Origin of the sequence: Lutimaribacter degradans, assembly GCF_023703375.1 — a bacterium.
In the GTDB taxonomy this organism is placed as follows: domain Bacteria; phylum Pseudomonadota; class Alphaproteobacteria; order Rhodobacterales; family Rhodobacteraceae; genus Lutimaribacter; species Lutimaribacter degradans.
This window is the reverse complement of sequence record NZ_JAMQGO010000012.1, coordinates 34,820-60,299: the sequence shown is the minus strand read 5'-3', so window position 1 is coordinate 60,299 and position 25,480 is coordinate 34,820. Positions and strand designations below refer to the sequence as shown.

The 25,480-nt window shown below is 62.1% G+C and carries 25 protein-coding genes; 18 read left to right on the top strand and 7 right to left on the bottom strand.

The window, feature by feature from the left end; all coding sequences use genetic code 11:
- Positions 1–9 precede the first annotated feature (9 nt).
- Together ccrA and M8744_RS15120 are read right to left on the bottom strand one after the other, a co-directional pair.
- Entirely contained in the window at positions 10–1,299 is a 1,290-nt protein-coding gene (ccrA, locus tag M8744_RS15125) for a crotonyl-CoA carboxylase/reductase (RefSeq protein WP_251419277.1), read from the bottom strand.
- A gap of 134 nt (positions 1,300–1,433) precedes the next feature.
- Positions 1,434–2,792: a 1-acyl-sn-glycerol-3-phosphate acyltransferase gene (locus M8744_RS15120; protein WP_251419275.1), complete on the bottom strand. Its 1,359-nt coding sequence runs from the start codon at positions 2,790–2,792 to the stop codon at positions 1,434–1,436.
- A 137-nt stretch (positions 2,793–2,929) separates the two neighbouring features.
- On the opposite strand from M8744_RS15120, the gene M8744_RS15115 reads away from it, so the two are divergent.
- On the top strand, positions 2,930–4,897 hold the full coding sequence (locus M8744_RS15115) for a protein meaA (RefSeq protein WP_251419273.1): 1,968 nt from the start codon (positions 2,930–2,932) through the stop codon (positions 4,895–4,897).
- A 53-nt stretch (positions 4,898–4,950) separates the two neighbouring features.
- On the opposite strand, the gene M8744_RS15110 is transcribed toward M8744_RS15115, so the two are convergent.
- Entirely contained in the window at positions 4,951–5,331 is a 381-nt protein-coding gene (locus M8744_RS15110; RefSeq protein WP_251419271.1) for a DUF4168 domain-containing protein, read from the bottom strand.
- Positions 5,332–5,493: 162 nt separating this feature from the next.
- Between M8744_RS15110 and M8744_RS15105 the strand changes: the two genes are divergently transcribed.
- The 3 genes from M8744_RS15105 (at position 5,494) to glyA (ending at position 8,072) form a co-directional block, all read left to right on the top strand.
- On the top strand, positions 5,494–5,934 hold the full coding sequence (locus M8744_RS15105) for a GNAT family N-acetyltransferase (protein WP_251419269.1): 441 nt from the start codon (positions 5,494–5,496) through the stop codon (positions 5,932–5,934).
- 105 nt (positions 5,935–6,039) lie between these two features.
- Complete coding sequence (gene deoD, locus M8744_RS15100) at positions 6,040–6,753, top strand: purine-nucleoside phosphorylase (protein ID WP_251419267.1); 714 nt, start codon at positions 6,040–6,042, stop codon at positions 6,751–6,753.
- Positions 6,754–6,755: 2 nt separating this feature from the next.
- The gene (glyA, locus tag M8744_RS15095) at positions 6,756–8,072 is read left to right on the top strand and encodes a serine hydroxymethyltransferase (RefSeq protein WP_251419266.1); all 1,317 of its coding nucleotides are present in this window, start codon (positions 6,756–6,758) and stop codon (positions 8,070–8,072) included.
- A gap of 119 nt (positions 8,073–8,191) precedes the next feature.
- Here glyA and M8744_RS15090 read toward each other — a convergent pair whose 3' ends face one another.
- Positions 8,192–9,883, bottom strand: a complete 1,692-nt coding sequence (locus M8744_RS15090; protein WP_251419263.1) for an acyl-CoA dehydrogenase family protein — start codon at positions 9,881–9,883, stop codon at positions 8,192–8,194.
- On the opposite strand from M8744_RS15090, the gene M8744_RS15085 reads away from it, so the two are divergent.
- The gene (locus M8744_RS15085) at positions 9,882–10,022 is read left to right on the top strand and encodes a hypothetical protein (RefSeq protein WP_251419261.1); all 141 of its coding nucleotides are present in this window, start codon (positions 9,882–9,884) and stop codon (positions 10,020–10,022) included. The two genes, M8744_RS15090 and M8744_RS15085, sit on opposite strands and share 2 nt — an antisense overlap.
- A 20-nt stretch (positions 10,023–10,042) precedes the next feature.
- Entirely contained in the window at positions 10,043–10,813 is a 771-nt protein-coding gene (locus M8744_RS15080) for a sulfite exporter TauE/SafE family protein (RefSeq protein ID WP_251419259.1), read from the top strand.
- A gap of 31 nt (positions 10,814–10,844) precedes the next feature.
- Here the strand turns inward: M8744_RS15080 and M8744_RS15075 are convergent, their stop codons facing one another.
- A complete protein-coding gene (locus M8744_RS15075; protein WP_251419257.1) occupies positions 10,845–11,204 on the bottom strand; it encodes a helix-turn-helix domain-containing protein in 360 nt (119 codons plus the stop codon).
- 207 nt (positions 11,205–11,411) lie between these two features.
- Here M8744_RS15075 and M8744_RS15070 point away from each other — a divergent pair, with 207 nt between their 5' ends.
- Positions 11,412–12,311 carry a LysR family transcriptional regulator gene (locus tag M8744_RS15070; RefSeq protein ID WP_251419255.1) on the top strand — a complete coding sequence of 300 codons (900 nt, stop codon included), beginning with the start codon at positions 11,412–11,414 and terminating at the stop codon, positions 12,309–12,311.
- A gap of 42 nt (positions 12,312–12,353) precedes the next feature.
- Entirely contained in the window at positions 12,354–13,073 is a 720-nt protein-coding gene (locus M8744_RS15065) for a hypothetical protein (protein ID WP_251419253.1), read from the top strand.
- Positions 13,074–13,149: 76 nt separating this feature from the next.
- Here M8744_RS15065 and M8744_RS15060 read toward each other — a convergent pair whose 3' ends face one another.
- Positions 13,150–14,748, bottom strand: coding sequence for a phosphoenolpyruvate carboxykinase (locus tag M8744_RS15060; RefSeq protein ID WP_251419251.1), 1,599 nt, complete (start codon positions 14,746–14,748; stop codon positions 13,150–13,152).
- Between the two features lie 374 nt (positions 14,749–15,122).
- Between M8744_RS15060 and M8744_RS15055 the strand changes: the two genes are divergently transcribed.
- The 7 genes from M8744_RS15055 (at position 15,123) to M8744_RS15025 (ending at position 20,582) form a co-directional block, all read left to right on the top strand.
- A complete protein-coding gene (locus M8744_RS15055) occupies positions 15,123–15,824 on the top strand; it encodes a response regulator transcription factor (protein ID WP_251419249.1) in 702 nt (233 codons plus the stop codon).
- 9 nt (positions 15,825–15,833) lie between these two features.
- Positions 15,834–17,558: a sensor histidine kinase gene (locus M8744_RS15050; RefSeq protein ID WP_251419247.1), complete on the top strand. Its 1,725-nt coding sequence runs from the start codon at positions 15,834–15,836 to the stop codon at positions 17,556–17,558.
- Position 17,559: 1 nt separating this feature from the next.
- Entirely contained in the window at positions 17,560–18,030 is a 471-nt protein-coding gene (locus M8744_RS15045) for an HPr kinase/phosphorylase (RefSeq protein ID WP_251419245.1), read from the top strand.
- Positions 18,031–18,041: 11 nt separating this feature from the next.
- Positions 18,042–18,929: an RNase adapter RapZ gene (gene rapZ / locus M8744_RS15040; RefSeq protein ID WP_251419242.1), complete on the top strand. Its 888-nt coding sequence runs from the start codon at positions 18,042–18,044 to the stop codon at positions 18,927–18,929.
- A 54-nt stretch (positions 18,930–18,983) separates the two neighbouring features.
- A complete protein-coding gene (locus M8744_RS15035; RefSeq protein WP_251419240.1) occupies positions 18,984–19,376 on the top strand; it encodes a PTS sugar transporter subunit IIA in 393 nt (130 codons plus the stop codon).
- Positions 19,377–19,384: 8 nt separating this feature from the next.
- Positions 19,385–19,663, top strand: coding sequence for an HPr family phosphocarrier protein (locus M8744_RS15030; RefSeq protein WP_251419238.1), 279 nt, complete (start codon positions 19,385–19,387; stop codon positions 19,661–19,663).
- Positions 19,664–19,730: 67 nt separating this feature from the next.
- The gene (locus M8744_RS15025) at positions 19,731–20,582 is read left to right on the top strand and encodes a lysophospholipid acyltransferase family protein (RefSeq protein ID WP_251419390.1); all 852 of its coding nucleotides are present in this window, start codon (positions 19,731–19,733) and stop codon (positions 20,580–20,582) included.
- Positions 20,583–20,732: 150 nt separating this feature from the next.
- Here the strand turns inward: M8744_RS15025 and guaD are convergent, their stop codons facing one another.
- A complete protein-coding gene (gene guaD, locus M8744_RS15020; RefSeq protein WP_251419236.1) occupies positions 20,733–22,034 on the bottom strand; it encodes a guanine deaminase in 1,302 nt (433 codons plus the stop codon).
- 122 nt (positions 22,035–22,156) lie between these two features.
- Here guaD and mgtE point away from each other — a divergent pair, with 122 nt between their 5' ends.
- From mgtE to lysA, 3 genes are all read left to right on the top strand, one after another.
- Positions 22,157–23,548, top strand: coding sequence for a magnesium transporter (mgtE, locus tag M8744_RS15015; protein WP_251419234.1), 1,392 nt, complete (start codon positions 22,157–22,159; stop codon positions 23,546–23,548).
- On the top strand, positions 23,536–24,105 hold the full coding sequence (locus M8744_RS15010) for a 5-formyltetrahydrofolate cyclo-ligase (RefSeq protein ID WP_251419231.1): 570 nt from the start codon (positions 23,536–23,538) through the stop codon (positions 24,103–24,105). Before mgtE ends, M8744_RS15010 begins: the two co-directional genes overlap by 13 nt.
- A gap of 93 nt (positions 24,106–24,198) precedes the next feature.
- Entirely contained in the window at positions 24,199–25,464 is a 1,266-nt protein-coding gene (gene lysA / locus M8744_RS15005) for a diaminopimelate decarboxylase (RefSeq protein ID WP_251419229.1), read from the top strand.
- Positions 25,465–25,480: the final 16 nt, after the last annotated feature.

The window sequence follows — 25,480 nt, the reverse complement described above, 5'->3', positions numbered from 1 at the left end:
GGGACAGGTTTATTTCCTGCTGGCTTCCACCACGTCCTCGACCGTGCGCAACCCGGTCCGGGGTGCTTGCACCAGCACGGCCATGTTGCCCGGCTTGTGCTCGTTGCGCAGCATTTTCATGTGTGCCTGCGGGATCTCGCTCCACGGGAACACCTCGGACATGCATGGATCAAGCCGCCGTTCAATCATCAGGCGGTTGGCGCCGGCAGCCTGTTTCAGATTGGCGAAATGCGACCCCTGCAAACGCTTCTGATGCATCCACATGTAGCGCACGTCGAAGGTGCAGTTGAAACCGCTTGTACCCGCACAGATCACAACCATGCCGCCCTTTTTCACCACCAGCGTCGACACGGGGAACGTGGCTTCACCGGGGTGTTCGAACACCATGTCCACGTTCACGCCCTTGCCGGTGATATCCCAGATCGCCTTGCCGAACTTGCGGGCCTCTTTCACCCAGTCGTTGTATTCCGGGGTGTTCACCGTGGGCAGCTGGCCCCAGCAGTTGAATTCCTTGCGGTTGATCACGCCCTTGGCGCCCTGGTCCAGCACGAACTGTCGCTTGGATTCATCCGAGATCACGCCGATCGCATTGGCGCCGGCCGTGTTGGCCAGTTGGATCGCGTAGGAGCCCAAGCCGCCCGAAGCCCCCCAGACCAGCACGTTCTGCCCGGGCTTGAGCTCGTGCGGGTGGTGGCCGAACAGCATCCGATAGGCGGTGGCCAGCGTCAGGGTATAGCACGCCGCCTCTTCCCAGGTCAGGTGCTTGGGCCGCGGCATCAACTGCTGCGCCTGCACCCTTGTGAACTGCGAGAACGAGCCATCCGGCGTTTCATACCCCCAGATACGTTGCGTCGGGCTAAACATCGGGTCGCCGCCGTTACATTCCTCGTCGTCGCCGTCATCCTGGTTGCAGTGAATCACGACCTCGTCGCCGACTTTCCAGGTTTTCACGGCCGAACCGACCTTCCACACGATGCCCGACGCATCGGAACCCGCGATATGATAGGGCTGCTTGTGCCCGTCAAAGGGGCTGATCGGCTGGCCAAGACCGGCCCAGACGCCGTTATAGTTTACGCCTGCCGCCATCACCATGACCAGCACCTCGTGGCTGTCGATCTCCCACGTGTCGACCACTTCGACCTCGAAGGACTTGTCCGGTTCGCCATGGCGATCGCGGCGAATGGCCCACGCGTACATCTTTTTTGGCACGTACCCCAGCGGCGGCATTTCACCGATCTCGTACAGGTCTTTTTCGGGTGCGTCGTAGGGGGCTATCCCCGCGTCGTTGTCCAGCGCCATTTTCAGCCTCCAAAAACTCTCTTGCCGCATCGCAGAATCGCGGCGTCTGGCCCAACGGAATAACGGCGGCCACGTAATATTGCAATCGTTTTATGCGTCTTTTTTGAAATTTTATAACCCTGCAACTGCAGCAATCATGCTGCAGTTGCGTCATCACCCGGAAAAAGATGCGCGATCGACGTAGCGTAGAAGGCAATCATTGCCTCCTGCCCCGGCGCCACCGTCAGCCGTTGATCCTCTTCCTGAACCAGGTGGCGCAGTTGCAATTCAGCCAACCCGGCCTGCAGCAGTTCCTGCGCCGGCTCGTCGGGCCGGGCATGGGACGGTAGCCCCGCGATCAGGGCAACCACCCGGTCGGCCAGCACGTCCTGCGTTGCCACGCCCCCGGCGCGCTCCAATGCCATGGCCACCAACGGCACTGGCAAAACCGGCATTTCACGGGCGATCTGCCCCATCAGCGCGCGTCCAAGGGCCCGCACGTTGCCACCCGACTGCGCCAACGATACCGGCTGGCCAAAGCTGACGGCAGCACGGCCGAACCGCCGATAGCGCCCGCGCAGCCGCAGCCACACCATCCGCGCCACAAAGCCGGCAATCACTCGAAACCGCGCTGTAAAGCGCCGTTCGCCCGCCGCACGGGCACCGATCAGCACGCGATCTTCCAGGACACGGTCGTAATTCAGGGCAACAGGCACGAACACCACGTCCGGGGCATCGGGGCCGCGCGCCTCGGAGATGTAGCGCAGGATACCCAGGCGCGGATTGCCCAACGCGCCGGTCAGGCTCAGCCCGCCCTCGGGGAAAACGGCCTGCGTCACGCCCGCATCGGTGGCCAGCCGCACATAGCGCTCCAAAACCTTGCGATAGAGGGGCCCGTGCCGTTCTCGCCTTATGAAATAGGCGCCCATCGCCCGGATCAGCCGCGACAACGGCCAGATCCGCGCCCATTCGCCAACTGCATAGGCAAGGGCCGACCGGTCGGCCGCCAGGTAGGTAACCAGCACGTAGTCCATGTTGCTGCGGTGGTTCATGACGTAAACCACTGTCGCCTTCGGGTCGATCTTGCCCAAAGCGGCCTCGTCACGATGAAGCAACCGCACATCGTAAAGCGTGTTCGACAACCAGCGCGCCAGCCGCGCCGCGACGCCAAAATAAAGCGACGCTGAAAACGACGGCACGATCTCGCGCGCGTAACGACGGGCGGTTTCGAAGGCCACGTTTTCCGGCACACCCTTGTTGCGTGCATGGATCACGACAGCGCGCGATACCTCGGGGTCATAGATCAGGCGCTGGATCATGTCGTGGCGGCGCGCCAGCTTGAAGGGCTGAATGGGCCGCTCCAGCCGCTTGTTCAACTCGGCAACAGCTCGCTCCAGACGCCGGCGAAAGAACCAGCGAACCGAAGGGAACAGGAAATGGCTGGCGAATGTGACCGCGGCAAAAGCCACCAACAAGACCAGCACCCAAAGTGGCATTTCGACCGTTTGAAACATGGCCGCAGCATGACCGCGATCCGAAGCGGCGTAAATGGCATGATGCCGCATCGCAGCGAATTGACCTTGGCACAAAATTCCGCTCTATTGCGCGCCGACGCAATAAAGTTGCCAACCCGATTCATCCGGAGGCCCCGATGACCGAGACGCAAAAAGACAGACCCTGGCTGATCCGCACCTATGCCGGCCATTCGACAGCCAAGGCATCGAATGCGCTCTATCGTTCGAACCTGTCCCGTGGGCAAACCGGCCTGTCGGTGGCCTTCGATCTGCCCACGCAAACGGGCTATGACAGCGATCATGTGCTGGCCAAGGGCGAGGTGGGCAAGGTCGGCGTGCCGGTCTGCCACCTGGGCGACATGCGCACGCTGTTCGACCAGATCCCGCTTGAGCAGATGAACACCTCGATGACGATCAACGCCACGGCGCCGTGGCTGCTGGCGTTATATGTCGCCGTTGCCGAGGAACAGGGGACGGACGTGTCGAAATTGCAAGGCACGGTACAGAACGACCTGATCAAGGAATACCTGTCGCGCGGCACTTATATCTGCCCGCCGAAACCGTCGCTGAAACTCATCGGGGATGTGGCCGAATATTGCTATATCAATATCCCCAAGTGGAACCCGATGAACGTCTGTTCCTACCACCTGCAAGAGGCGGGGGCCACGCCGGAACAGGAACTGGCCTTTGCCCTGGCCACCGCCACCGCCGTTCTTGACGAGTTGAAACCCCGCGTCCCGGCCGAGGATTTCCCCCGCCTTGTGGGGCGGATTTCGTTTTTCGTGAACGCGGGCATCCGATTTGTGACCGAGATGTGCAAGATGCGCGCCTTCGTTGACCTGTGGGATGAGATCTGCGCCACCCGCTATGGTGTCGAAGACCCTAAATTTCGCCGCTTCCGCTACGGGGTGCAGGTGAACTCGCTCGGTCTGACCGAACAGCAGCCCGAAAACAACGTCTACCGTATCTTGCTTGAAATGCTGGCGGTGACATTGTCGAGAAAGGCCCGCGCGCGGGCCGTGCAGCTTCCGGCGTGGAACGAGGCACTTGGCCTGCCCCGCCCGTGGGATCAGCAATGGTCGATGCGGATGCAGCAGATCTTGGCTTATGAAACCGACCTGCTGGAATTCGATGACCTGTTCGATGGCAATCCGGCGGTGGATTCCAAGGTCGAGGCCCTGAAAGAAGGCGCGCGGCACGAACTGGCCAATATCGACAGCATGGGCGGCGCGGTGGACGCGATCGAATACATGAAATCGCGGCTGGTCGACAGCAACGCCGAACGCCTGAACAAGATCGAACGCAATGAAACCGTCGTGGTCGGTGTGAACAAATGGACCGAGGGCGAGCCCAGCCCCCTGATGGGTGAGGATGGCGGTATCATGGTGGTCGATCCGGCTGTGGAGCAAGACCAGATCGACCGCCTGAACGCATGGCGCGCCGACCGCGACGACGCTGTGGTGAAAGATGCGCTGGCCGAATTGCGGGCCGCCGCCGCCGAGGGGCGCAATGTCATGCCCGTCTCGATCAAGGCCGCGAAGGCCGGGGTCACCACTGGCGAATGGGCGGCGCAAATGCGCGCCGTGCACGGGGAATATCGCGGCCCCACCGGCGTCTCGAAATCGGTCAGCAACAAGACCGAAGGGTTGGACGACATCCGCGACGCGGTGAACGCGGTCAGCGACCGGCTGGGGCGGCGTCTGAAATTCCTGGTGGGCAAGCCGGGGCTTGATGGCCATTCCAACGGGGCCGAACAGATCGCGTTTCGTGCCCGCGATTGCGGCATGGAAATAGATTACGAGGGCATCCGCCTGACCCCCGAGCAGATCGTTACCGCCGCGCAACAGGGCGACGTGCATGTCGTGGGCCTGTCGATCCTGTCAGGCAGCCATGTTCCGCTGGTCGAGGACATGATGGCCCGCATGCGCGACGCGGGGCTGGGGCATATCCCGGTTATCGTCGGCGGCATCATTCCCGATGAAGATGCCAAGCGGTTGAAAACCATGGGCGTGGCCAAGGTCTACACGCCCAAGGATTTCAACCTGAATACCATCATGATGGATATCGTCACGCTGGCCGACCCCAAGGATATCGCAGCTGAATGAACGGGATGAAAGGCGGGGCAAAGTGATTGCCCCGCCTTTCGCCTGTCCTGCGATCATTCGGTCTGGGCCGCCTGCAGGCTGGCGACGATCCGGGCATTCAGGTCTTGGTCCTGTTGCGCGGCGGCGGCAATTGCCAGGTAATCGTCGCTGGTCAGGCCATCGACGCTCTCAACCGCCTCAAGCGCGGCAGAGTTGGCCTCATCCAACAGGTTTTGCCGCGTTTCCTCGTCCTCGGCAGCCTCGATCTGCGGCAGGTAGGACTCGCGTACATTGTCGACTGCCAGGGCGGCTTCGACAAAGGAATCCACTTGGTCCTGGGTCACGTCCTCGGCGGCCATTGTGGGCTGCTGCCCCTGCTGGGCGATGGCCGCTGGCGCGGCAAACCCAAGGGCGATTGCGGTCAGGGCTGCTGTCAGTTTTGGCTTAAAGGTCAAAAGGTCCTCCGTCTGGTTTCTGCGATTTGAAAGGCACATATGGCTCTTTTGCCGGGCGGGATCAAACACGCCGGCGGAAAAATGCCACCCAATTGTGCGATCGGGCATGGACCAGCGCGATGAACGCGCGCAGGTTTGCCCCAGCATAAAGGGAGATTTGCCATGTCACTGACCATCCGCCCTCTGACCGCCCAGGACGAGGCCGACTGGCGCCGCCTCTGGACAGCCTACCTGGAATTCTACGGAACCACCGTGGCCGAAGAGGTTTATCAAACCACATTCGCACGCCTGCTCGACCCCGCGCGCCCGGCGCAAAACGCGCTGATCGCCTTGCAGGATGGGCGCGCGGTGGGGTTGGTGCACTACATCTACCACCCGCATAACTGGCGCATCGACGACGTGTGTTACCTGCAAGACCTGTATGCCGACCCCGATGTGCGCGGCACCGGCGTGGGCCGCGCCTTGATCGAAGCGGTGTACGAGGCAGCGGATGAAAACGGCACGCCCAGCGTTTACTGGCTGACACAGGATTTCAACGAAACCGCGCGAAAACTGTATGACCGCATCGCCACGCTGACGCCGTTCATCAAGTATCAACGCTGACAAGGGCGGCGGGGCGGGCGTTTGCCCGCCATTCCTGCAGGAAATCGGCGATTGCCCGTCTGCCGCGCCCCGCTATGCTGCGGCAAAACCAAGGGAGCCACGCAAATGTCCATTCATATCGGGGCCAAACCCGGCGAGATTGCTGAAACCGTGCTGATGCCGGGCGACCCCCTGCGCGCCAAATGGGCAGCCGAGACATTCCTGGAAGACGTCAAATGCGTCAACGAGGTGCGGGGCATGCTGGGCTTTACCGGCACATGGCGCGGCAACCGGGTGACGGTGCATGGCTCGGGCATGGGCATGCCCAGCCTGTCGATCTATGCCAATGAGCTGATCCGCGACTACGGCGCGAAGACGCTGATCCGCATCGGTTCTTGCGGGGCGATGCAACGCCACATCGTTCTGCGCAACCTTGTCATCGCGATGACGGCCAGCTCTGTTTCAACACCGTCCACCGGCATCTTTCGCGAACTCAACTTTGCGCCCAGCGCCGATTGGGGGCTGTTGCGCGCCGCCGTAGACGCGGCCGAGGCGCGGGGCTTGGTGCCGCATGTGGGCGGCATCTATTCGGCCGACGTGTTCTATGACGAACGGCCTGACCTGAACGAGATGATGACCCGCCACGGCATCCTGGGTGTCGAGATGGAGGCGGCCGAGCTTTACAACCTGGCCGCCCGCCACGACATCCGCGCGCTTGCCCTGTTGACGGTCAGCGACCACCTTCTAACGCACGAGGCGCTGCCCAGCGAAGACCGTGAGCGCAGCTTCGGCGAGATGGTGGAAATTGCCCTCGCCGCAGCATTTCCGGGGGAGGTCTGAGCATGCTTGAGAAACGCAGCTGGGTGCCTGACGCGGTCGAAGGGTTCGTCGCGCGCGTGGCGCGGGAAACCGAACGGGCCGAAAGCTTGGAAATTTCCGCACGGATCGAGGAACTGGCGCAGGAAAGCCGCCGAATTCACGAACGCAACTGTTTCAACCTGAATCCGGCTACCAACGTCATGAACCCGCGCGCCGAGGCGTTGCTGGCATCGGGCATGGGCTCGCGCCCCTCGCTCGGCTATCCCGGCGACAAGTACGAAACCGGGCTTGAAGCGATCGAGAAGGTCGAGATCATAGCCGCCGCGCTGGCAACCGAGATCTTTGGCGCGAAATACGCTGAAATTCGCGTGCCCTCGGGGGCCATGGCCAATCTTTACGGCTTCATGGCGCTGTGCAAACCGGGTGATGCCATCATCGCACCCCCGGCCTCGGTCGGGGGGCATGTCACGCATCACGAGCCGGGCTGCGCGGGGCTTTTCGGCCTTGATATTCACCCAGCTCCCGTCAACGCCGACGGCTATACAGTTGATCTGGGGGCGCTACGCAATCTGGCCCAGGATGTGCGCCCGCGCCTGATCACCATTGGCGGGTCGCTTAACCTGTTTCCCCATCCGGTGGCCGAGATCAGGGCCATTGCCGACGCCGTGGGCGCGCATGTGCTGTTCGACGCTGCGCATCAATGCGGGATAATCGCCGGCGGCGCCTGGCCCAACCCGCTGGAGCAGGGCGCGCACATGATGACGATGAGCACCTATAAATCGCTGGGCGGCCCGCCCGCCGGGTTGATCGTGACCGATGACGCCATGATTGCCGAGCGGCTGGATGCCATCGCCTTTCCCGGCATGACGGCCAATTTCGACGCGGCGAAATCGGCGGCTTTGGCCATGTCGCTGCTGGATTGGCGCGATCATGGCAGCAACTACGCCGCCACCATGGTAGATGTGGCGCGCGCCCTCGCCCGGGCGCTGGAGGAGGAAGGGCTGCCGGTATTCGCCGCCGAGAAGGGCGGCACGCAAAGCCACCAGTTCGCGCTGCTGGCCAAGGGGTTTGGCGGCGGACAGGCGGCGGCGAAAACCCTGCGGAAGGCCGGGTTCCTGGCTTGTGGCATTGGCCTGCCAGTGGCCGAGGTGCCCGGCGATATGAACGGTTTGCGCATCGGCACGCCAGAGATGGTGCGCTGGGGCATGACGGCAAACGATGCCCCGCGCATGGCCAGCCTGATCGCCGGCGCCCTGCGCGCAAACGACCCTGCCGCGCTGGCGGAGGAAGTGGCCGAATGGCGACGCAGCTTTGACACGCTGCATTTCATTCACCAGTAAGACGCGGCCCCCGCAACCGTCACCGCGTGATCTGGCAATCTTCACGCTTGCCGGCTTGGCCTTGCAAAAGAAAAGGGCCACCCGCAGGCGGCCCTTTCCGAAAGACTGCTCGCGCGCGATCAGCCCATCAGGCGACGGGCGATCACTTGTGCCTGGATCTCGGCGGCGCCTTCAAAGATATTCAGGATGCGCGCGTCGCACAGCAGGCGGCTGATTTCATATTCCAGCGCAAAGCCGTTGCCGCCGTGAATTTGCAATCCGTTGTCGGCCGCCGACCACGCAACGCGGGCGCCCAGCAACTTGGCCATCCCCGCCTCGAGGTCGCAGCGACGATCATTGTCTTTCTCGAAGGCCGAGAAATAGGTCAACTGACGTGCGATCATGATTTCGACCGCCATCATCGCCAGCTTGTTGGCCACACGCGGGAAAGCAATCAGCGGTTTGCCGAATTGCTTGCGGTCCTGGGCATATTGCATCGCCACGTCCAACGCGGCTTGCGCCACGCCGATGGCGCGAGCCGCTGTCTGGATGCGAGCGGATTCAAAGGTCTGCATCAACTGCTTGAACCCCTTGCCCTCTTCGCCGCCCAGCAGGTTCTCGCCCTTCACGTGGAAATTGTCGAAGCCAAGCTCGTATTCCTTCATGCCGCGATATCCCAGCACCTCGATCTCGCCCCCGGTCATGCCTTCGGTCGGGAAAGGCTGGGCGTCGTCGCCCGGCGTTTTTTCGGCCAGGAACATCGACAACCCGCGGTGGTCGGTGCTGTCGGGGTCGGTGCGGGCCAGCAACGTCATGACGTGGGTGCGCGCGGCATGGGTGATCCAGGTCTTGTTGCCGGTGATCTTCCAATCGCCGTTTTCATCCTTGACCGCCCGGGTGCGCAAGGAACCAAGGTCGGACCCGGTGTTGGGCTCGGTAAACACGGCCGTCGGCAGGATCTCGGCGCTGGCCAGTTTCGGAAGCCAGTTCTGCTTTTGCTCTTCGGTGCCGCCGGCGATGATCAGCTCGGCCGCGATCTCCGAGCGCGTTCCCAGTGATCCCACACCGATATACCCACGGCTCAATTCCTCGGAAACGACGCACATCGACGCCTTGGACAGGCCCAGCCCGCCGTATGCCTCGGGGATGGTCAGGCCGAAAACACCCATTTCGGCCAGTTCCTCGATGATTTCCATCGGGATCAGCTCATCCTTGAGGTGCCATTCATGCGCGTCGGGCTGTACGCGCTCGACCGCGTAGCGGCGGAACTGGTCGCGGATCATTTCAAGCTCGTCGTCCAGGCCCGAGGCGCCGAACATCGTGGCGCCTGCCTGATCCTGCATCAACGCAACCAGCCGGCTGCGCGCGGCCTGAGTGTTGCCGCCCTGGGTCAGGGTGACAACCGCAGGCTCCATGAGAGTACGCATGTCATCCTGGCCCAGCCCCAGATCCTGCAGGCGCACGATCTCGGTCTGGTTCATCTGGATGCCACCATAGATTTGCCAAAGATATTCGCCAAAGGCGATCTGGTGGATCAGTTGTTCAATCTCGCCGAACTTTCCCGCAGCTTTCTGCGCTTCGGCCCATTTCTGCATCTGGCGTAGCGATTCAACATAGGTGGCCAGCCACGCCAGCCCATGTGCGGCGGTCTGGTGCATCTCGATCAGGTTACCCGACACCCGGTCATTTTCACTGACCATGTCGCGCACGCAAGACGTGGCCTTTTCAAGAATACGCTCTGCCGGGGCCACGGCTGCACCGGTCAGTTCCAGAAGATCGGGGAAAATCACGGGCTGTCCAACAGCCGTCATGTCCTGTCCGTCATGAGCCATGAATCAGTTCCTCTTTTTGCTGGCCTTGCTCCTAGCCATTTCGCAGGCGCAGCGCAACAAAAATGCCCAAAACACCCAGCGTCACTTGCACATATTGCGCGCTCGACAACTTGGCGAACCGGACTGGCGCTGCCCGTGATGCAATAGTAAGGCAGAGCGATGACCTTTCTACCCCCCGACATCGACATGGGCCTTTTGGCCGCGGCCCTTGCGATCACGCTATGCGCCGGTGTGGTCAAGGGCATGGTGGGGTTTGCCATGCCGATGATCATGATCTCGCTACTGGGAAGTTTCCTGCCGCCTGAACTGGCGCTGGCGGCGCTTATCCTGCCCACGCTGGCCAGCAACGGGGTTCAGGCCCTGCGCGAAGGCCCATCGGCCGCGGGCCGCGCGGTGCGCGAATTCCGTGTCTTTCTGGGCGTTGGGTTGATGGCGCTTTTCGTAGGCGCACAGATGGTCGCGTTGCTGCCAGCGCGCACGGTGCTGATGCTTATTGGCGGCCCGATCCTGGTTTTTGCGGTGCTGCAACTGGCCGGCTGGCGCCCGCGGCCCGCTCCGGGGCATCGCACCCGGATCGAGGTGATCATCGGCGCAATCGCGGGGTTCACCGGGGGCATGTCCGGGGTATGGGGGCCGCCTACGGTGATGCTGTTGACGGCGCTGGACACGCCGAAAGCCGCACAGATGCGCATCCAGGGCGTGATCTACGGGCTGGGAGCGGTCGCGCTGACCGTTGCGCATGTCGGCTCGGGCGTCTTGACCCCGCAGACCGCCGTGTTCTCGGCCTTGATGATCGTGCCGGCACTGGCGGGGATGCGGTTGGGGTTTGCGCTGTCGGACCGATTTGACCAAACCACGTTCCGGCGCGCGACGTTGGCGGTTTTGCTGGTTGCGGCACTCAACCTGTTGCGGCGCGCCTGGGGAATGTGACCCCGCCACCGGCAGGGGCACATTGAGGCCATCAGTTTGCGCGCACGTCTGATCCGGCAAGTTCCGAAATGAAAGTGCGGATCTGCCCGCGCAGACGCTCATCCCGGATCTGCGTCAGCATCGACGCAATTTTCGTCGCCTCGTTGTCAAGGACGCTCTGATCATGCGTCTCGTCCTCGAGCCCGTCAAAAAAGTACGAGGGCGCCACGTTCAGTATCTGGGAGATCTCGAACAACTTGCTGGCGGAAATGCGGTTGCGTCCCAGTTCGTATTTCTGGACTTGCTGGAACGAGATGCCCAGGCCCTGGGCCACTTCCGTCTGCGTCATGCCCCTGAGAACACGCAACTGCTTTAGCTTCTTACCCACATGAATATCGACGGGATGCGACATACCTATTCCTCACTGTTGCTACCAGGGCGAGAATGACCAATCCGTGAATTCGTTCAATTTATGAATTATGCACCCGTACGTTGCAAAGAATGACCAGAGATGGGTGATATTTTTACCTTTGATGTATTATTTTCTTACCGTTACATTGCCTCAACCCGGTTCAACACCGTCACATAATCAACCTGGCCCCACGAGGTAGCAGCAGTCATGGCCCCTGTTCTGCAGTCGCAGTCAATCTTGTTCGAACTCTTGCGATCCTTCACCACGCTCGCGCGGACATTGAACCTGTCCCACGCGGTGAAAGAGTTGAACAGCACCCGCCAAACCGTGAGACGCCATATCAGCCAGCTTGAAGAACTGCGGGGCGAAGAATTGTTCAAGGTGGTCGACCGGCAATACGTGCTGACCGATGCCGGGCAGCGCGCGCTGCCCGAGGCAACGGACCTTCTGGCACGGGGGGTGGCATGGGCCAAGGGCTATGCCAACCATTCCAGCGGCCTTTCCACGATCAATTACTCTGACGATGGGCTGACCTATCATCTGCAACAGCAGCGGATCAGCAAGATATGGGACGGCGACAATGGCTTCATGCGCACCGCATTGCGCAGTTGGGCGATGGCCGGAGGGCAGATCGAAGACCCGGCTATGGCATTGATGCGCCCGTATCTGCTTATCTATCGCCGCCAGAATGATTCGTGGATTTGTTGTGAAATCGGCGAGGAATCGGCCTTTGCATCGTGGTTCGGATGGGCAAAGGCACGGTCAAGCATCGGCTCTCAGGTAGAAATGATGCCGGGGGGCGGGGTGATTGCCTCGCTCATGGAGAAGCCCTTGACCGATATCGAGACCAGTCATGGAATTCGTCTCGACCACGTATTCACCAAGATTCCACGAGAGGATGGTGGTGAACTGGTTTCCATGGCGTTTCAAAGGCTTAACCTGGGCGGGCGGTTCCCTGACGGCTCCTTTGCGCTTATTTCCGTAGTGCAGCGCACCTATGATGTGGAGATCGATCACCTGGACGAGGAGACCATTCGCACGATGCCACCTGAGCTTGTAATGCCAGTGCCGGAAAAGTTGCAGGCGATGCAGTCTTTCGTCGCATAATCGTTTAAGCTGCCTGTGTTAACCATGCACAGGAGGGCAGCCATGTCGATTCACGATCTTAGCGATGGCAAACATCTGATAGCCGGGAGTCTCGGCATACTGAACAGCCGCGGCATCTCGATAAGGTTCGGCGAGGACTTGGACGAATACCAGGAAATTCTTGCCAAACACCGGCCAGATCAACCGATTGGCGCACCGTTCGACCCCAATCTACAACATTTGACGCCCGAAACCTGTTTCTGGATGATCGGTGAAACGGAAAACGGCACCCTTGTCCACACTCAGGCTTTACGCCTGATAGACATGCGCTACCAAACACTGGCCGATTACCTGCGCGACAATTTCCGCGCGTTTCCGCCGGTTTTGCCCGATCTCGACCTGGCGCGTTCGCGCTACCGTGCGGGGCCCGGCGCGCGGATGATCACCGGCCGGGTCTGCTATCAGGGTGAGTTCTGGTTCAACCCCGACAGGGGCGCGTATCGCGGCAGCGGGCTGGCTGGCATCGTCGGGCGCTGCGCCTTTTTCGAAGCGATCAAACGCTGGGCGCCCGATTACACCTTCGGCTTCATGGCCTACCCTGTCGCGACCAAGGGCTTTGCCCAGCGGCAAGGTTATCTGCACAGCGAACCCGGCGCTTTGCGGTGGGCCCGCTATGGCAGCGATGAGCCGCTTGAAGGGTTCATGGTCTACAACAGCCTGGAAGACCTACGGTATCTTCTGTCCTTGCCCGTGGTTGAAAAGCTGCCCGAGATGGCGGCTTGACCCACGGCGCAGCCACCGCGAACAAAAAGCCCCGGTCATGCAACCGGGGCTTTGCTTGTTTCGATTGTCGACGGGCTTAGCCGAGGGCAGCCGCCTTCACGTCGTCGTCGATGAAGGGCAGGTACTGTTCGAAATTGTCCGCGAACATCTGCACCAGCTTGCGCGCCTGCGCGTCATAGGCGTCCTGGTCTTCCCAGGTGCGGCGCGGATCAAGCAGAACCTCGGCCACGCCGGGCACCTCTTCGGGCACGTCGAAGCCGAAATTCTCGTCCTTGCGGAAACTTGCGTCGTTCAGGCTTCCATCCAGCGCCGCGGTCAGCAGGGTGCGCGTGGCCTTGATCGGCATCCGGCTGCCAACGCCATAGGCCCCACCCGTCCAGCCGGTGTTGACCAACCAGCAGGTTGCGCCGTGCTTGGCGATCTTTTCCTGCAAGAGCTTGCCGTAAACCTCGGGACGGCGCGGCATGAAAGGCGCGCCGAAGCACGTCGAGAACGTGGGCTCGGGCTCGGTCACGCCACGCTCGGTGCCCGCCACCTTGGAGGTGAACCCCGACAGGAAGTGATACATCGCCTGCGCCGGCGTCAGCCGTGCGATCGGCGGCAGCACGCCAAAGGCATCGCATGTCAGCATGATGACGTTCTTGGGGTGCCCGCCCACGGCGGTTTCGCTGGCATTCGAGATATATTCAAGCGGGTAGGCACAACGCATGTTCGCCGTCAGGCTGTCATCGTCGAAATCCAGCTCGAACGTCTCAGGGTCGAACACCATGTTCTCGATCACGGTGCCGAATTTCGACGTGGTGGCATAGATTTCGGGCTCGGCCTCGGGGTTCAGGTTGATCGTCTTGGCGTAACAGCCGCCTTCGAAGTTGAACGTACCATTCTCGGACCAGCCATGTTCGTCATCCCCGATCAACGTGCGCTCGGGGTCGGCCGACAGGGTGGTCTTGCCCGTCCCCGAAAGACCAAAGAAAACAGCCGTGTCTACTGGGTTGCCATCGGCATGGTTGGCCGAGCAGTGCATCGGCATCACGCCCTTTTCCGGCAGCAGGTAGTTGAGCAGCGTGAACACGGATTTCTTGTTCTCGCCCGCATATTCCGTTCCGCCGATCAGGATGATCTTCTTTTCGAAATTCAACGCAATCACGGTTTCGCTGCGACAGTCATGCTTGGCCGGGTCGGCCTTGAAGCTGGGGCAGTTGATCACGGTGAAATCGGCGACAAAGCTGTCCAGCGCCTCGCGGTCGGGGCGGCGCAGCAAGTGGCGGATGAACAAGCCATGCCAAGCCAGTTCCGTCACCATCCGCACGTTGATCGACAGTGCCGGATCGGCGCCGCCAACCAGATCCTGCACATAGTAATCCCGGCCAGCCATGTGCGCCAGCATGTCGGCATAAAGCGCGTCGAACCCCTCGGACGACATGGCAGCGTTGTTTTCCCACCAGATGCTGTCGGCCACGCTGTCGGTCTTGACGACGTGCTTGTCCTTGGGCGACCGGCCGGTGAACTTGCCGGTGGTCACCAGGAATGCACCGCCATTGCCAAGCGTCCCTTCGCCATTCTTGAGCGCCGCCTCGATCAGCGCCGGCTCGATCAGATTGTAATGGACATTGCCCAGCCCTTCGATCCCCTGATCCTCAAGCCGGAATTGCGGGTTCACCCGTCCAAATGCCATGTGCCAAGCTCCTGTAGCCGCGCCGTGGCGGCGGTTCCCAGAAATAGCAACGAACGCCCGTGTGAGGGCGTCCGAGCCCGGCCCATCCCGGACCGTTACCGGCCTCTTAACATGACGCTTCCGTGAAGGAACAGGACGCTTTCGCACAGTTAGCGCAACCAGCGACAGGTTAGCGCAAACGCGCGGCTTTCCGCCATCGTCACCGGCAAATGGTGTGTCTGCTTTGCGCCACTTTGCACGATACTTTGTAAATTCTGTCGGAAAACCACGGCTCTAGCAGCTCGATTCGCAGATAATCATTGCCTGACAAGGCCAAATTTAGGAATACTGCCCGAAAATCTATAAATCGTGAGAGCAGTACAAGGACCAACCCCATGTCAAAGATCGCGCTTGTTGACGACGATCGAAATATCCTGACGTCCGTCGCCATGACTCTCGAGGCCGAGGGCTTCGAGGTAGAAACATACAACGACGGGCAGTCTGCGCTGGACGCATTCAACAAGAAACTGCCGGACATGGCCGTTCTGGACATCAAGATGCCCCGGATGGACGGAATGGACCTGTTGCAACGCCTGCGCCAGAAAACCGCCATGCCCGTCATCTTCCTGACATCGAAAGATGACGAGATCGACGAGGTGCTGGGCCTGCGCATGGGCGCCGATGACTACGTTAAAAAGCCCTTCAGCCAGCGTTTGCTGGTCGAGCGCATCCGCGCGCTGCTGCGTCGCCAGGAAGCCGTGGCCGGCGACATCGTCGGCGACACCGAGGAAACCAAGGTCATGGAACGCGGCGACCTGCGGATGGACCCGCTGCGCCACGCGGTCACCTGGAAGGGCAAGGACGTATCGCTGACGGTCACCGAATTCCTGCTGCTGCAGGCGCTTGCGCAGCGCCCGGGCTTCGTCAAATCGCGCGATCAGCTTATGGATGTGGCCTATGACGATCAGGTCTATGTCGATGACCGCACGATCGACAGCCACATCAAGCGGCTGCGCAAGAAGATGCGTAACGTGGATGATCAGTTCTCGGCAATTGAGACCCTTTATGGGATCGGTTACCGTTACAACGAAGAGTAACGCCGGAAGATGGCCCTCGCCGAAAGGATGGACGTGCGTGACGTCACGCCTTCACGTGACGGCGATGTTGTGTTGGGCGATGACTATGTCGCCCCCGACAGCACCGTCGAGAAAGAACTGCGCGCGAAACGTGCGCGGCGTGGGTGGTTTTCGCTGAACCGCTCGCCGCTGACGCGCAAGATCATCACATTCAACCTGATCGCGCTGAACGTGCTGGTCGCGGGCATCCTGTTCATGAACTCGTCGCGCGACTCGATGGCGGTGCAACGCGCCAACGCGCTGGTCGCCGAGGCCGAGTTGATCGCCGATGTGTTCGAAGCCCGCCTGCCCAATGGCGCACCCGTCAGCCTTGTCACCGGTGACGGTATAGACGTGGCCGACACGCTGTCAGGGCTGGATATGCGCCGCGGGGTCGAAGCTTATGTCTATGACACCAATGGCGCTCTCGTGGGCCAGTTCGAAGGCACGGGTGTCGCCCGCGCCAATGAAACCGACGCCAATAGCGAGGAACGCACCGTCATCGTCGATTTCCTGACCGGGCTTTGGAGCGGCGTTTCGGCCCCCTTCGTTTCGCGCACCGAAACCGACACCATCACCACCGAGGAAAAAGCCCGCGCCATGATCGCGCGCGCCGTATCCGACGGCACTCATATCCTGACCAGCGCGAGCGGCAACGAATCCACGCTGTTCGCGGTGGCCACGCCGATCGTTCAGAACGGAACGCCGGTTGGCGTGGTGGCGCTGGCCAACAGCTCGTCCGAGATCGACCGGGCCGTGCGGATCGAACGTGAACGGGTCTTGCGCATGTTCATCATAGCGACGCTGGTTTCGATCGGGCTGAGCTTTGTTCTGGCCTCGACCATAACCAACCCGATTTCCGACCTGGCCGAGGCCGCCGAACTGGGGCGCGACCGCGACAAGCGCAAATCCGGCACGGTCGGGCGCATCCGCATCCCCGACCTGACCGCCCGCCCCGACGAAATCGGCCGCCTGTCTGGCGCGCTGCGTGGCATGGTGGCCGCGCTTTACGACCGCATCGACAGCAATGAACAATTCGCGGCCGATGTGGCCCACGAAATCAAGAACCCGCTGGCCAGCCTCCGCTCGGCCGTGGGCAGCCTGCGCATGGTCAAGAAAGAAGAACACCGCACCAAGCTGCTCGACGTGATCGACCACGACGTGCGCCGGCTGGATCGCCTGGTCAGTGACATCTCGAACGCATCGCGGCTGGACAGCGAACTGGTCAAGGAAGAAGAAGAGCCCTTCGACCTGGTCAAGATGATCTCGAACCTCGGTGAACATCTGGGCCAGCAAGCAAAAGAGCAAGGAATCGACTTCATCACCGACCTGCCGCCCCACCCCATAGTGATACAGGGGCTCGAGGCCCGGCTGGCACAGGTTTTCGTGAACCTGATAACCAATGCGATTTCCTTCTGCGAAGACGGCGACGCGATCCGCGTCTGGGCACGGCAACGCGAAAATCGCATGCTAGTCGTGGTCGAAGACACCGGCCCCGGCATCCCCGAAGAAGCGCTGACCAAGGTGTTCAACCGCTTTTACTCGGAGCGGCCCGAAAAACAGTTCGGCAACAATTCGGGCCTGGGCCTGGCCATTTCGAAACAGATCGTCGAGGCGCATGGCGGCGTGATCTGGGCCGAGAACATTCGCCCGACCGATGCCGACATCACATCCGAACCGCTGGGCGCGCGCTTCGTCGTGGGCCTGCCGGTCTGACATGGCGGCCCCCGCAGCGGCCCCTGCCCCGGGCCAACCGGGCAGCCATTCCGCAACGCCCATCCGTCTGCACGGATCGAGCGTGGCAATCGCGGGCCGTGCAGCGCTGATCACCGGGCGGGCTGGCGCGGGGAAATCTGCGCTATCCCTGCAGCTTCTGGCGCTCGGCGCCGCGTTGGTGGCCGATGACATCACCTGCCTGTGGCGCGCCGGCGATGCGATAATCGCAGACGCGCCAGACACGATTCGCGGCCGGATCGAAGCACGCGGCATTGGCATTCTGAATGCAGCCGCCCAAGGGCCCGCGCCGCTGGCGCTTTGGGTCGACCTCGACAGCACGGAAACGGAACGCCTGCCACCGTTGCGCAACCGTCCCTGCCTGGGCCTCGATCTGCCCTTGCTTCACAATCCCGAAACGGGCTGTTTTCCGGCGGCAATAATGCAATACCTTCGGCATGGCAGACACGCGTGAAGGTGCATGGCATGACAGACCTGAAAACAGACCCCTCGCCCGCCCCCCGCGTCATACTGGTGACGGGGCCTTCGGGCGCGGGCCGGTCGACCGCGATCAACGTGTTGGAAGACATGGGATACGAGGCGATAGACAACTTGCCGCTGTCACTTTTGCCGCGCCTGCTGGATGGGCCACCAGGTGGGCGGCCCCTGGCCCTGGGGCTGGACACGCGCAATCGCGATTTTTCGACCAATGCCCTTATCGAAACCATCGATACGCTGGAAAGCCGGTTCGGCATAGACGGCGACCTGCTGTTCCTGGATTGCCGCGACGATGAATTGCAGCACCGTTTTTCAGCCACGCGGCGGCGGCACCCGCTGGCACCCGCCGAAAGCCCCGATATCGGGATCGCCCGTGAAAAGGATCTGCTGGCCCCGATACGCAACCGCGCCGACATACTGATCGACACCTCTGAATTGTCACCGCATCAACTGCGCGACGAGTTGCATCGCCTGCTCACCCCGGAACCGGGTACGCGGATGGCGGTCACGATCAATTCGTTTTCCTACAAGCGCGGCCTGCCACGCGGGGTCGACATGGTGTTTGACGGCCGGTTCCTGCGCAACCCCTACTGGGTGCCGCACCTGCGTGACCAGGACGGGCGCAACGCCGCGATAAGGGACTATGTCCAGGGCGACCCGCGCTTTGCCGCCTTTTTCGATCATGTCCGTGCACTGGCATTAATGCTGCTGCCTGCCTATGTTGACGAGGGAAAGACACATTTCGCCATCGGCTTTGGCTGTTCGGGCGGGCGGCATCGCTCGGTCGCGCTGGCCGAAATGCTTGGCAAGGCCCTTGCAGAGGAGGGTTGGCAAGTGTCAATTAGGCACCGGGAACTGGACCGGCAGCAAGGATAGGCGGGGCTGTCTGGTTTTTTGGTCGGACGGACAAACACAAAGGACGGGCAAGGCGTGATTGGCATCGTGATCGTCGCGCATGGCGGATTGGCGCGTGAATACCTTGCCGCGGTCGAGCACGTGGTGGGCGCACAACCGGGCATGCGCGCCATAGCCATCGAGGCAGATCACGACCGATCCGCCAAGCGCGACGAAATCCAGGCAGCTGCCAACGAGGTTGACCGCGGGGACGGGGTCGTCGTTGTCACCGACATGTTCGGCGGCTCGCCCTCGAACCTGAGCATGCCTGCCTGCCAGCAATCGGGGCGGCGCATCCTTTACGGCGCGAACCTGCCGATGCTTATAAAACTGGCCAAGAGCCGGCAATTGGCCCTGGGCGACGCCGTGCGCGCCGCCACCGAGGCCGGCCGCAAATACATTGACAGCCAGAACATTTCGAAGGACTAGAGGCGGCCATGTCGGACAGTATTGAACGCAGCCTGGAGATCGTGAACGAAAAGGGCCTTCATGCCCGTGCGTCGGCCAAGCTGGTCGAAGTGGTCGAAGGGTTCGATGCCACGGCCGAGGTCAGCCGCGACGGTATGTCGGCGGGCGGCGACAGCATCATGGGGCTTTTGATGTTGGCAGCCTCGAAAGGAACCACTATTGACGTGCGAACATCCGGCCCGGACGCCGTGGCGCTTGCCGATGCGCTTGAGGCGCTGGTAAAAGACCGGTTCGGCGAAGACATGTAGCCCCGTAACGCGTGCGGCTGAGGCAAGGATGACACGGCCAGTGGTGGACAGTGCACAAAACCAGGCGATGCCACGCGGCACCGATGACGTGGTCTATACAAAATACGACCGCCGCAGCCTGACCTACGCCAACAGTTTCGACTCGCCCATGACGGCGACGATAATCCGCGCGATGGAATGGATGACCGGCAAACTGACGATCATCCGCCGCATCCGCGAATTCGAACGCCGCGGGGCGCCGCGGGGCCAGGCGTTCTGGCCGGCAACGATGGATGTCATGGGGATCGACCTGCTGACGCCCGACGAACAGCTTGCCCGCATTCCAAAGACCGGTCCCGTGGTATTCGTGGCAAACCACCCGCACGGGCTGGTGGATGGCATGATACTGGCCGACCTGATCGGGCGCGTGCGCGACGATTACCGTATTCTCACGCGTTCACTGCTGACCGGTATCGACGAAAGTGCCGCGTCCTATATGATTCCAGTGCCCTTCCCGCACCAGCCCGACGCGCAGGAAGAGATGATCCGCATGCGCAGCCAGGCGATGGATCACCTTGCGCAGGGCGGGCTTGTGGCGCTTTTCCCCTCGGGCGTGGTAGCGGCATCGAAAACCATGTTCGGCCCGGTGATCGAGGCTGAGTGGAACGTTTTTACCGCCAAGATGATCCGCCGCTCGGGCGCCACTGTGGTTCCTTGCTTTTTCCCCGGCTCGAACTCGCGCTGGTACCAGGTGGCGAACCGTATTTCGCCGGTGCTGCGGCAAGGGCTGCTGCTGCATGAGGTGGTGCACAGCTTCGACAAGCCGCAGACCCCTGTCATCGGTCATCCGATCAGCCCCGAGGAATGTGCCGAGCGGGGCCGCGACCCGCGCGCCTTCATGGCCTGGCTGCGCGAACACACCCTAGGCTTGCGAGACTGACAGCGGCTTCGCATCGCGGCGCGACCCGACCAGTTTGGGCGTTTGCCTTTATCCATAATCGCATGGAATCAGCGACACCACCGTGACAGCCCGCCAGGGCTTGCCTGCAAGGTGACGCCCTTTGTGCCTTTGGGTGTTTAACGCCTGGTCCTAACCATTGGTCCGGGGCACGGGCCTGCCCGCCACATAAGTCGCGGCAATCGCCCGGTCATCGCCCATCATGATGGTGGGAAACAGCGCTTCCCACAGGTCATCGGCGCGTGCTGCACGTTGCGCGATAGCGGGGGTCGAGGCGAGGTCGATCACCGTCAAGTCGGCCTCGGCCCCGGGTAGCAGGTTCCCGATCATATCGCCCATATGCATGGCCTGTGCCGAACCGGCGGTTGCCAGCCACCAAAGCTGCGCGGGATGCAGGGCATTGCCGCGCAGTTGCCCGATTTCATAAGCGGCCGCCATGCTGCGCAGCATCGAGAAACTGCTGCCGCCGCCCGTGTCGGTCGCCAGACCCACGCGTGCGCCCTGCCCCACCAGCCCGGCCATGTCGAACAGCCCCGAGCCGATGAACGTGTTCGAGGTCGGACAATGGATCAGAGCCGCGCCAGTTTCGATCAGCCGCTCACGCTCGCGCGGGGCAAGGTGTATGGCATGACCGTACAGCCCGCGCGCGCCCAGCAGGCCATGCGCCTCGTAAGTGTCGAGGTAATCCCGCGACTGCGGGTATAGCGACTTGACCCACTCTATCTCGTCCAACTGCTCGGACAGGTGTGTTTGCATCAGGCAATCGGGGTGCTCGGCCCAAAGCATACCCAGCGCCGACAACTGCCCTGGCGTCGAAGTGGGCGAAAACCGCGGCGTGATGACATAAGACAGCCGGTCCACCCCGTGCCAGCGATTCAGCAACATCTTGCTGTCATCATAGGCCGATTGCGCCGTGTCGCGCAGGTTGTCGGGGGCGTTGCGATCCATGCAGGTCTTGCCGGCGGCTGCGCGCATCCAGCGCGCCTGCGCGGCGCTGAAAAAGGCATCCACACTGGTGGAATGGATCGTGCAATAGCTGGCCACCGTCGTCGTGCCATGCGCCAGCAGCAGGTCAAGATAGCGCCCCGCTATATCGGCGGCATGGTCGGGATCGGCAAACCGCGCCTCTTCGGGGAAGGTGTAACTGTTCAGCCAATCGATCAGCCGCTTGCCCCAGCTCGCGATAATCGCCGTTTGGGGGTAATGCGCATGCGCATCGACAAAGCCCGCGGAAATCAGCGACTGCCCGTGGTCGATCACCGTCGCTTGGGGGTTGGACGCGCGCAGTTCCGCCCCGTCGCCCACCTGCGCGATGCGGCCGTCACGCAGCAGAACGCCCCCCCGCACATTGTGGCGCGCGGCCCTTGGCCCCTCGGCGAATGGATTGCCGTCAAAGGCCAGTGTCTGGCCAAGAATAAGTGTGCTGTCCGTCATCTGCCTGCCCCCAGTTTGCCGCATGACATTAGAATGCCGCAACCGGCGCGTAAATTGCCGCTGGGCATTGTTTCCGACGTCTGCCATCCGATATGACAGAAGCATCGGATTAGGGGGCGCGCATGACCGAGGACCAAACCGAGATCGAAGACCGCCCCGAAGCCGAGGACGAGGCTTACCTTCTGGACAAGAAAACCGTCTCGTCGATCCTTTACGCGGTCGACGTGGGGGATGCGTCGGCCCTGACCGAGTTGATGGAACCGCTGCACGCGGCCGACATCGCCGACCTTCTGGAGCAAATCAACACCTACGACCGGCGCCGGCTGATCGAGTTGTATGGCCGTGAATTCGACGGTGACATCCTGTCGGAGGTCGACGAATCGATCCGCGAAGAGGTCATCGCGATCCTCAACCCAACGGTTCTTGCGAACGCCGTGCGCGGGCTGGACAGCGACGATGTGGTCGACCTGCTGGAAGACCTGGACGAGCCCCAGCAAGAGGCGATCCTGGGCGCGCTGGAAGAGCCTGACCGCGTCGCCGTCGCCCAGGCGCTGAGTTACCCCGAGTATTCCGCCGGTCGCCTGATGCAGCGCGAGGTGGTCGCCGCGCCCGAACATTGGACAGTTGGCGATGCCATCGACTTCCTGCGCAGCCATGATGACCTGCCCGATCAGTTCTATCACGTCGTTCTGGTCGATCCGCGCATGCACCCCGTGGGCAACGTGACGCTGGGCAAGATCATGCGCTCGCGCCGCGACGTGGCGCTGACATCCATCACCGAAGAGATATTCAAGATCATCCCGGTTGATCAGGACGAGGGCGACGTGGCCTATGCGTTCAACCAGTATCACCTTATCTCGGCACCCGTGGTGGATGAAAGCGGCCGCCTGGTGGGCCAGATCACCATCGACGACGCGATGGCCGTGCTGGATGAAGAACACGAAGAGGACATCCTGCGCCTCGCCGGCGTTGGCGAGGGAAGCCTGACCGACCGGGTGATAGAAACCACCAAGGGTCGTTTCCCGTGGCTGGCGGTGAACCTTGTCACCGCCGTGCTCGCAAGCCTTGTGATCGCCCAGTTCGAAGAGGCGATCACCCAGGTCGTGGCGCTGGCTGTGCTGATGCCCATCGTGGCATCGATGGGCGGCAACGCCGGCACGCAAAGCCTGACCGTCGCAGTGCGGGCTTTGGCCACGAAAGACCTTACCGGCTCGAACGTGTGGCGGGTGATCCGACGCGAGGTTCTGGTGGGGTTCGTGAACGGCACGGCGTTTGCCGTGGTCATGGGAATCGTCGGCCTGATCTGGTTCGGCTCTCTCACGTTGGGCTACGTGATCGCGGCCGCGATGATCATCAACCTCGTGGTGGCGGGGTTGGCCGGCACTGTCATTCCCATCGTACTGGACAGGATGGGGATCGACCCGGCACTGGCCTCGGGCGCCTTCGTGACCACGGTGACGGACGTGGTGGGTTTCTTCGCCTTTCTCGGATTGGCCGTGCTGTGGCTGCTGTAACCGGGCTGGAGGCGCGCAAGGCGGCCGCGCGCAAGGCCGCGTTCATTCGGCGCAAGGCTGCGCATGAGCGCGCTGGCACCGCTGTGGCCGGGCATCTGAGCGCGGTTCTGGCCGGGCATCGAGGCGTGCCCTTGGCTGGCTACATGGCCATGCGCACCGAAATCGACCCGACCCCCGCCATGGAAGAGGCCGCAGCCCATGGCCAGGTGGGCGTTCCGGTGATCCTTGGCCCCGATCAACCCCTGAAGTTTCGCGAATGGACGCCCGGCTGTGCGATGATCGATGGTCAATTCGGCGCCCGCATTCCGGCGGTCGGCGACTGGATAACGCCCGAGATCTTGATCGTGCCGCTGGTGGCGTTCTCGCGCTCCGGAGGGCGGTTGGGCTATGGTGGCGGGTTCTACGACCGCACGCTTGAGGCACTGCGCGCGCAGCGTCCGACCCTGGCCATCGGGTTTGCCTATGCCGTGCAAGAAGACGACAACCTGCCGCTGGAAGCCACCGATCAACCATTGGACATGATTGTCACAGAGCTTGGCGTGATCACACCGGGCTAGGCGTGACAGGCCCCGCATCGCTTTGATTTTCCGGGTTTCCCTGTCGCCTTCGCCGCCTTATGTGTGCCCCCGACACAGCAGAACGGACCGCAAATGGATCATTTCCTTTACCGCGATGGCGCGCTTTACGCCGAGGACGTGCCGGTGGCCGAGATCGCCGCTGCCGTGGGCACCCCGTTTTACGTCTATTCCACCGCCACGCTGACGCGCCATTTCCGCCTGTTCGACGAGGCGCTCGAGGGCACGGACCACCTAGTGTGTTTCGCCATGAAGGCCGCCAGCAACCAGGCCATCCTGCGCACCCTGGCCGAACTGGGTGCGGGCATGGACGTGGTCTCGGGTGGCGAATACGCCCGGGCGCGCGCCGCCGGCGTTCCCGGCGACAGGATCGTTTTCTCCGGCGTCGGCAAGACGCATGACGAAATGCGCGCCGCGCTGGAAGGTGGGATTCGCCAGTTCAATGTCGAATCCGAGCCCGAGATGGACGCGCTGTCGGATATCGCGGTGTCGCTGGGCAAGGTCGCGCCCATCACCGTGCGGGTTAACCCCGATGTCGACGCGAAAACCCATGCCAAGATCGCGACAGGCAAGGCGGAAAACAAGTTCGGCATCCCGATCAGCCGCGCCCGCGAGGTCTATGCTCATGCCGCGACCCTTCCGGGCGTCGAGGTCGTGGGTATCGACGTGCATATTGGCAGCCAGTTGACCGAACTCGAACCCTACCGCGCCGCTTATCGCAAGGTGGCAGAACTGACCGAGGCGCTGCGCGCCGACGGCCATACCATCACCCGGCTGGACCTGGGCGGCGGCCTTGGCATCCCGTATACACGCGACAACACTGCGCCGCCGCTGCCGGTCGAATACGGGCAGATGGTGAAAGAAGAGCTGGCGCATCTGGGCTGCGAGATCGAGATCGAGCCCGGCCGGCTGATCGTGGGAAATGCAGGCCTGATGGTCAGCCGCGTGATCTACGTGAAATCGGGTCAAGACCGCGACTTTCTGATTCTCGATGGTGCGATGAACGACCTGCTGCGCCCGGCCATGTATGACGCGTATCACGACATCGTGACCGTGGCCGAACCGGCTCCAGGCGCCGCGATGCAGCCTTATGACGTGGTTGGCCCGGTATGCGAAAGCGGCGACACATTCGCCAAGGCGCGCGACCTGCCGCATCTCAAGGCCGGTGACCTGGTGGCATTCCGCAGTGCAGGTGCCTATGGCGCGGTGATGGCCAGCGAATACAACACCCGCCCGCTGATCCCCGAAGTGCTGGTGAAAGGCGATCAATTCGCGGTTATCCGCCGACGCCCGACCTTTGACGAAATGATAAACCGCGATACCATTCCCGAATGGTTGTGACGCGGCAGTCGCGTCA